The sequence below is a fragment of the Klebsiella sp. ME-303 genome (genome assembly GCF_007910085.1).
GTDB classification, from domain to species: domain Bacteria; phylum Pseudomonadota; class Gammaproteobacteria; order Enterobacterales; family Enterobacteriaceae; genus Klebsiella; species Klebsiella michiganensis.
The window spans coordinates 1-6,567 of sequence record NZ_VOJB01000063.1; the positions used below are offsets into that span (position 1 = coordinate 1).

General features: G+C 48.1%; 6 protein-coding genes and 1 pseudogene (1 of these 7 only partly in view). 5 read left to right on the top strand and 2 right to left on the bottom strand.

The window, feature by feature from the left end; genetic code table 11:
* From dnaK to FQK12_RS08350, 4 genes are all read left to right on the top strand, one after another.
* On the top strand, window positions 1-1,851 hold a 1,851-nt coding region (gene dnaK, locus FQK12_RS08335; RefSeq protein ID WP_146295689.1), incomplete at its 5' end, for a molecular chaperone DnaK.
* An 87-nt stretch (window positions 1,852-1,938) separates the two neighbouring features.
* Window positions 1,939-3,075, top strand: coding sequence for a molecular chaperone DnaJ (gene dnaJ / locus FQK12_RS08340; RefSeq protein WP_014227854.1), 1,137 nt, complete (start codon window positions 1,939-1,941; stop codon window positions 3,073-3,075).
* 167 nt (window positions 3,076-3,242) lie between these two features.
* Window positions 3,243-4,190: a LysR family transcriptional regulator gene (locus FQK12_RS08345; RefSeq protein WP_014227855.1), complete on the top strand. Its 948-nt coding sequence runs from the start codon at window positions 3,243-3,245 to the stop codon at window positions 4,188-4,190.
* A gap of 124 nt (window positions 4,191-4,314) precedes the next feature.
* Window positions 4,315-4,662: a phage holin family protein gene (locus FQK12_RS08350; RefSeq protein ID WP_014227856.1), complete on the top strand. Its 348-nt coding sequence runs from the start codon at window positions 4,315-4,317 to the stop codon at window positions 4,660-4,662.
* A gap of 77 nt (window positions 4,663-4,739) precedes the next feature.
* Here the strand turns inward: FQK12_RS08350 and FQK12_RS08355 are convergent, their stop codons facing one another.
* Window positions 4,740-5,273, bottom strand: a complete 534-nt coding sequence (locus tag FQK12_RS08355; protein WP_014227857.1) for a glycoside hydrolase family 108 protein — start codon at window positions 5,271-5,273, stop codon at window positions 4,740-4,742.
* Window positions 5,274-5,289: 16 nt separating this feature from the next.
* Complete coding sequence (locus FQK12_RS08360; protein ID WP_014227858.1) at window positions 5,290-5,733, bottom strand: transcriptional regulator; 444 nt, start codon at window positions 5,731-5,733, stop codon at window positions 5,290-5,292.
* Window positions 5,734-6,118: 385 nt separating this feature from the next.
* On the opposite strand from FQK12_RS08360, the pseudogene FQK12_RS08365 reads away from it, so the two are divergent.
* Window positions 6,119-6,567, top strand: a pseudogene (locus FQK12_RS08365) (glycosyl hydrolase family 18 protein); its annotated part runs 771 nt beyond the window's last position; the annotation flags it as partial.

Here is a 6,567-nt window from a genome sequence, read left to right on the forward strand (position 1 = left end):
ACTGCACGCGTGCTGGAGAACGCCGAAGGCGATCGCACCACGCCTTCTATCATTGCCTATACCCAGGATGGTGAAACTCTGGTTGGTCAGCCGGCTAAACGTCAGGCAGTGACAAACCCGCAAAATACCCTGTTTGCGATTAAACGCCTGATTGGCCGCCGCTTCCAGGACGAAGAAGTCCAGCGTGACGTTTCTATCATGCCGTACAAAATCGTTGCCGCAGACAATGGCGACGCATGGCTTGATGTGAAAGGCACCAAAACCGCACCGCCGCAGATCTCTGCCGAAGTGCTGAAGAAAATGAAGAAAACGGCTGAAGATTACCTGGGTGAACCGGTAACTGAAGCGGTTATCACCGTACCTGCTTACTTTAACGATGCTCAGCGTCAGGCAACCAAAGACGCCGGCCGTATTGCAGGTCTGGAAGTCAAACGTATCATCAACGAACCGACTGCCGCTGCGCTGGCTTACGGTCTGGATAAAGAAGTCGGCAACCGCACTATCGCGGTGTACGACCTCGGTGGTGGTACCTTCGATATCTCCATTATCGAAATCGACGAAGTTGACGGCGAAAAAACCTTCGAAGTTCTGGCGACCAACGGTGATACCCACCTGGGCGGTGAAGACTTCGATACCCGTCTGATCAACTACCTCGTTGACGAGTTTAAGAAAGATCAGGGCATTGACCTGCGTAACGACCCGCTGGCGATGCAGCGCCTGAAAGAAGCCGCTGAGAAAGCGAAGATTGAACTCTCTTCCGCTCAGCAGACCGACGTGAATCTGCCGTACATCACCGCAGATGCCACCGGTCCGAAACATATGAACATCAAAGTGACCCGTGCGAAACTGGAAAGCCTGGTAGAAGATCTGGTTAACCGTTCCATCGAGCCGCTGAAAGTTGCTCTGCAGGATGCTGGCCTGTCCGTATCCGATATCCAGGACGTTATCCTGGTCGGCGGTCAGACTCGTATGCCGATGGTGCAGAAAAAAGTTGCTGAGTTCTTCGGTAAAGAGCCGCGTAAAGACGTTAACCCGGACGAAGCCGTTGCCATTGGCGCTGCTGTTCAGGGCGGCGTCCTGACGGGTGAAGTGAAAGACGTTCTGCTGCTGGACGTTACCCCGCTGTCTCTGGGTATCGAAACCATGGGCGGCGTGATGACTGCGCTGATCAATAAGAACACCACCATTCCGACCAAGCACAGCCAGGTGTTCTCAACCGCTGAAGACAACCAGTCTGCGGTAACCATCCATGTTATTCAGGGTGAGCGTAAACGCGCATCGGATAACAAATCTCTGGGTCAGTTCAACCTGGATGGTATCAACCCGGCACCGCGCGGTATGCCTCAGATCGAAGTGACTTTCGACATCGATGCTGACGGTATCCTGCATGTGTCCGCGAAAGACAAAAACAGCGGTAAAGAGCAGAAGATCACCATCAAAGCCTCTTCTGGTCTGAACGAAGAAGAAATTCAGAAAATGGTACGCGATGCTGAAGCTAACGCAGAAGCTGACCGTAAGTTTGAAGAACTGGTACAGACCCGTAACCAGGGTGACCACCTGCTGCACAGCACGCGTAAGCAGGTTGAGGAAGCAGGCGATAAACTGCCGGCTGACGATAAAACCGCTATCGAGTCTGCGCTGACTGCGCTGGAAACTTCGCTGAAAGGTGAAGATAAAGCCGATATTGAAGCGAAAATGCAGGCGCTGGCCCAGGCTTCCCAGAAGCTGATGGAAATCGCTCAGCAGCAGCACGCTCAGCAGCAGGCTGGCGGCGCTGACGCTTCCGAGAGCAACGCGAAGGACGACGATGTTGTTGACGCTGAGTTCGAAGAAGTGAAAGACAAAAAATAATCGCCCTTTGAACGGGTAAAACACTGGCACGGGCGAAGAGGTTTCCTCTCCGCCCGTGCACGCATGTTAAGGGGCTGAAAAACACCAATGGCAAAGCAAGACTATTACGAGATTTTAGGCGTTTCCAGAACAGCGGAAGAGCGTGAAATCAAAAAGGCGTATAAGCGCCTGGCCATGAAGTATCACCCGGACCGTAACCAGGGTGATAAAGAGGCTGAAGCTAAATTCAAAGAAATCAAAGAAGCGTATGAAATCCTGACCGATGCCCAGAAGCGTGCAGCCTACGATCAGTACGGTCACGCCGCGTTTGAGCAGGGCGGCATGGGCGGCGGCAGCGGTGGTTTTGGCGGCGGCGCGGATTTCAGCGATATCTTTGGCGATGTTTTCGGCGATATTTTTGGCGGCGGACGCGGTCGCCAGCGCGCAGCGCGCGGCTCGGACCTGCGCTATAACATGGATCTGACGCTCGAAGAAGCCGTTCGCGGCGTAACCAAAGAGATCCGTATCCCGACTCTGGAAGAGTGCGACGTTTGTCACGGCAGCGGAGCCAAAGCGGGTAGCCAGCCGCAGACTTGCCCAACCTGTCACGGTGCGGGCCAGGTCCAGATGCGCCAGGGTTTCTTCGCCGTTCAGCAGACCTGTCCGCATTGCCAGGGGCGCGGTACGCTGATTAAAGATCCGTGCAATAAATGCCACGGTCATGGTCGCGTTGAGAAAACCAAAACGCTGTCGGTTAAAATCCCGGCGGGCGTCGATACCGGCGACCGTATTCGTCTGGCAGGCGAAGGTGAAGCGGGCGAGCATGGCGCACCGGCTGGCGATCTGTATGTACAGGTTCAGGTTAAGCAGCACGCCATATTCGAGCGTGAAGGAAATAATCTGTACTGCGAAGTCCCGATTAACTTCACCATGGCCGCTCTCGGCGGAGAAATTGAGGTTCCGACGCTGGACGGTCGTGTAAATCTTAAAGTGCCGGGCGAGACGCAGACAGGTAAGCTGTTCCGGATGCGCGGTAAAGGCGTGAAGTCCGTGCGCGGCGGTGCGCAGGGCGATCTGCTGTGCCGCGTGGTGGTTGAAACACCGGTTGGCCTTAACGATAAACAAAAGCAGCTGCTGAAAGATCTTCAGGAGAGCTTTGGTGGGCCAACGGGTGAGAAGAACAGTCCGCGCTCTAAAAGTTTCTTCGATGGCGTGAAGAAGTTTTTCGATGATTTGACGCGCTAATTGCTATTCATTTCCTGACTTTCTTCAAGCCTGGGCCTTCGTGCCCAGGCTTTTTTCTATCAGGCTTCTACACTATTTAAATTAACCTATTATTTATCAGGGCTAACAATTGATTTATTTTGAGTATTATCTATATTGCTTTTTTCATTTTTAGAGGCCTACAGCGGATGGGATCGAAAGGTGCCAATAAGGATTTTGATTATAATTTAATCAAGACTCTTGACGCTGTTATTTCGGCTGGAAATGCTGCTAAAGCAGCCAAAAAACTTGGAATTACCCCTTCTGCCGTGTCATTGGCGCTCCGCCGTTTACAAGGGTATTATCAGGAAGAGTTGTTTGTTCGTGGTAAGGATGGTCTGTTACCTACCGCGAAGGCGATTGAAATCTATCAAAATTTCCGTCAGGTGATGGAATTGGTAGAGAGCACATTTATTTCCGACAAAAAAGATAACGCTGACGCCAGGATGACTATTTTAGGCGGAGATATCGTTGAGACTTACTACCTCTCTCAGCTTTATGCAGACGATATCTTTGAGCGCGTGTTACTTAATCATTATTCATCACGAAACCTTTCCCGCGAGGTGCTGGCTGATTTACTACTCACTGCGGAATGCGATCTTCTGATTAGCAGCGAGCCGTTGAATATCCCGGGAATTGATAATCAGCTTATCGACAGCTTCAGGAGCTTTGTTTGCATTTTCGCCAGCAACCATATCCTGAGTACCTTACCTCATATCTCATTACATCATTTCTATTCTTCTCGTCACGCGATGTATCAACTGGGTAGGTATTCACCGATGATTATAAATGATAAAGGCCTTTTTAAAGATAATTTTTATTATAAAGGATCGCGCATTATCGGCTATCGCAGCGATTCACTCAATGGGATGTTAAGTATGATTGAACGCACCTCATTAATCGCATTAATGCCGTTAAAGCTGGCACTTTTTTATAAAAATCAGCGCAAATATGATATTAAGTTTGTTCAGCCGCCACCTGAACTTACGTTCAAATCTATACAGATTTATGCATCATGGGACAAAAATAGTAAAAATATATCCATCATTAACGAAGTTGTCTCCCGGTTACACACGCTGTCATCATTTCGTCGCTGAGGAGTATCTTTTCAAACACTATATCAAATATGGTTTGGTTTGATACTCTTTGATTATTTTAAAATAGTCAACCTACCTACACTCTGGTGGTGCCTTTTTATATGAGTTAATCAAGGAGTGTACTATGTCTATTCCCAACCATCTCGAAACCACGGAAGTCGTTTTGCTGGAAGTCGAAATATTGTTCACCATTATTGCTACCGGCGCCTGGGGGGGATTTGTTAGCTATCTTATCCGCCGTGATAGGCAAGAGGGTGACGATCATTCCCATAAGGGAATCATGCACTGTTTGACCCAGGTGGTGGTTTCCTGTTTTACCAGTTTTTTGCTCAGCGCTGTAGCGATTGAAAAAGAGCTTAGTTTTAATATGGTGCTACTCGCCGCCGGTCTTGGCGGAGTATTCGCAGGGCCGATTTTAAAAATTCTTGGCGAGAAAATTAAAAAAGCGCTGGATGACGCAAAAATACATTAACTACATATTTAATGTATATCGTTCATGATAAAAGGCTCATCCCTGAGTCTTTTATTAGCTATAATTAAATAATCGTGTTATTTGACTCTGGCTTTCATCCAGCCAAAAATGAACTCTTCATTTTGTCTATTTTTTTCAGTGATATCCAGGTAGTAGGCGCCCTGGCTACAGTTGAGCGCTTTGACTAATACCTCCTCCCCCTGCTTACCCCGTAAGGTCAGAAAATGCTTGAGGGCCGCGAGCGTTCGGGGGCCAATCTTGCCATCGGTTTTGATATCCTGGTAGCTTCTTTCTTCCCGATTTAGTGCATTTAGCCAGCGCTGTAGCCACACGCAGGGATAGTGGGGGCCAATATTGACTGCGGCATCGCAGAGTTCAAAGGAAATGGGCCAGGAGAGTGTTGATATCTGCTCGAAGCCGGGTTTAATCCAATAATCTTCTTCGAGAATAGAAAATGCTTCAGTTCGCGTCAGGTTGATCATCTCACCGGTATAACCATGGGCCCGGGCTGTCGCCTCAGTGATTCCCCAGTTGGTTGCACCACCTTTATCTTTCGGGTTCAGGCTGTAACCACCTTCCATCGCCAAAATGCCATCAATGATTGGGTTCATTTTTTCTCTCCTTGAATTAATGAATATGCAAATACATCACTGTACCGAGGGTGACAGAAAAGACCGTGGTTAATGCTGCCAGCGTCTTTCTGAAAACCTGTCGTTTGTTTTCTTTCTTCTTGCTTTCCATTGCTTTAATAGGGATCTCTTTATTAACTTGAATGCCTTGTCTTGGGATGGTGATAAAGAGATCGTTTATTCCAAGCGACTTCAGATCTCGTCTGATCAGGTAGAGTATTTGCGTTAAATTTGCATCATTGACAAAATGGCTACGACTTCCCCATAACTCTGTGGTTATTTTTTGGCGCTCAATAATATCCATATCAGCATTTTCGATGATGAAGCTAAGACACTTCGCCCTCATTGCCGTCATTTTAATGACCTTTGAGTTGGAAGCGGTTCTCAGTTCATACTTTCCTTCATTATAAACGCAATTGTCGTTGATGAGATAAGTTTTCATATTGTCGTCCTTTAGATATGATCCTGTTTGCTTGCGTTAAATATATTGTACGAGAATTGTCTTAATCTATTACTTGTCATCCGTATTATTGTAATGTCATTTGATGGTGAGAGCTTAATCACATAATCTCATGTAAGTTAAATGATATTTAACTAGGTGATTAATGATATTTACTATGCTGCTGATGTTTTAATCCCGTTTTGATGAGATGCGTTTACCTGCTGATGAGCCGGAGATTATTACTATCATTTTAGCCTCATAAATTAGCGTGAAGTCTGTATCGAAAACGTGATGTTTTGTGATTAGCCATCGCCTCGTAAGGATTGGATTATTGGCCCGGCAGAACGAACTGCGACAATTTTTCAAACTTAAAAGGAAATTAAAAATGGCTACCAGCAAATTGATTCAAGGCGATACGCTGACCGAAACCAGCAACGCCGCTGACGGCTTTAACCCTGCAACAGAAGTGAGCGCATACAGCTATACCTCCGCTCGCGTCGCTAAACCGGTCTATAACAAATACAAAGCCTCCACCACTAAACCCAAAGTCTTCGGCTACTACACCGACTGGTCACAGTATGATGGTCGTCTGCAGGGCGATGATTCAAAAGATAACCGCGGTCGCGGCTACGACCTGGCCAACGTTTCTCCTACCGCCTACGACAAAATCATCGTCGGTTTCGTCGGCGTGACCGGCTTCCACAAAGTAGACAACCTGTGGCGCGACGTGGTTGCCGAAGGTGCCGATCAGTGCGGAAAAGTGAAGTACGAGCCCACCTTCCTCGACCCGTGGGGCGACTTCCAGTCTTACGTTAACGTTGGCCATACCGTCAG

What these genes read in the sequence shown, in the direction of transcription:
- dnaJ (WP_014227854.1), top strand. Translation starts at nt 1,939, where the DNA reads ATGGCAAAGCAAGACTATTACGAGATTTTAGGCGTTTCCAGAACAGCG.
- FQK12_RS08345 (WP_014227855.1), top strand. Translation starts at nt 3,243, where the DNA reads ATGGGATCGAAAGGTGCCAATAAGGATTTTGATTATAATTTAATCAAG.
- FQK12_RS08355 (WP_014227857.1), bottom strand. Translation starts at nt 5,273, where the DNA reads ATGAACCCAATCATTGATGGCATTTTGGCGATGGAAGGTGGTTACAGC.
- FQK12_RS08360 (WP_014227858.1), bottom strand. Translation starts at nt 5,733, where the DNA reads ATGAAAACTTATCTCATCAACGACAATTGCGTTTATAATGAAGGAAAG.
- FQK12_RS08350 (WP_014227856.1), top strand. Translation starts at nt 4,315, where the DNA reads ATGTCTATTCCCAACCATCTCGAAACCACGGAAGTCGTTTTGCTGGAA.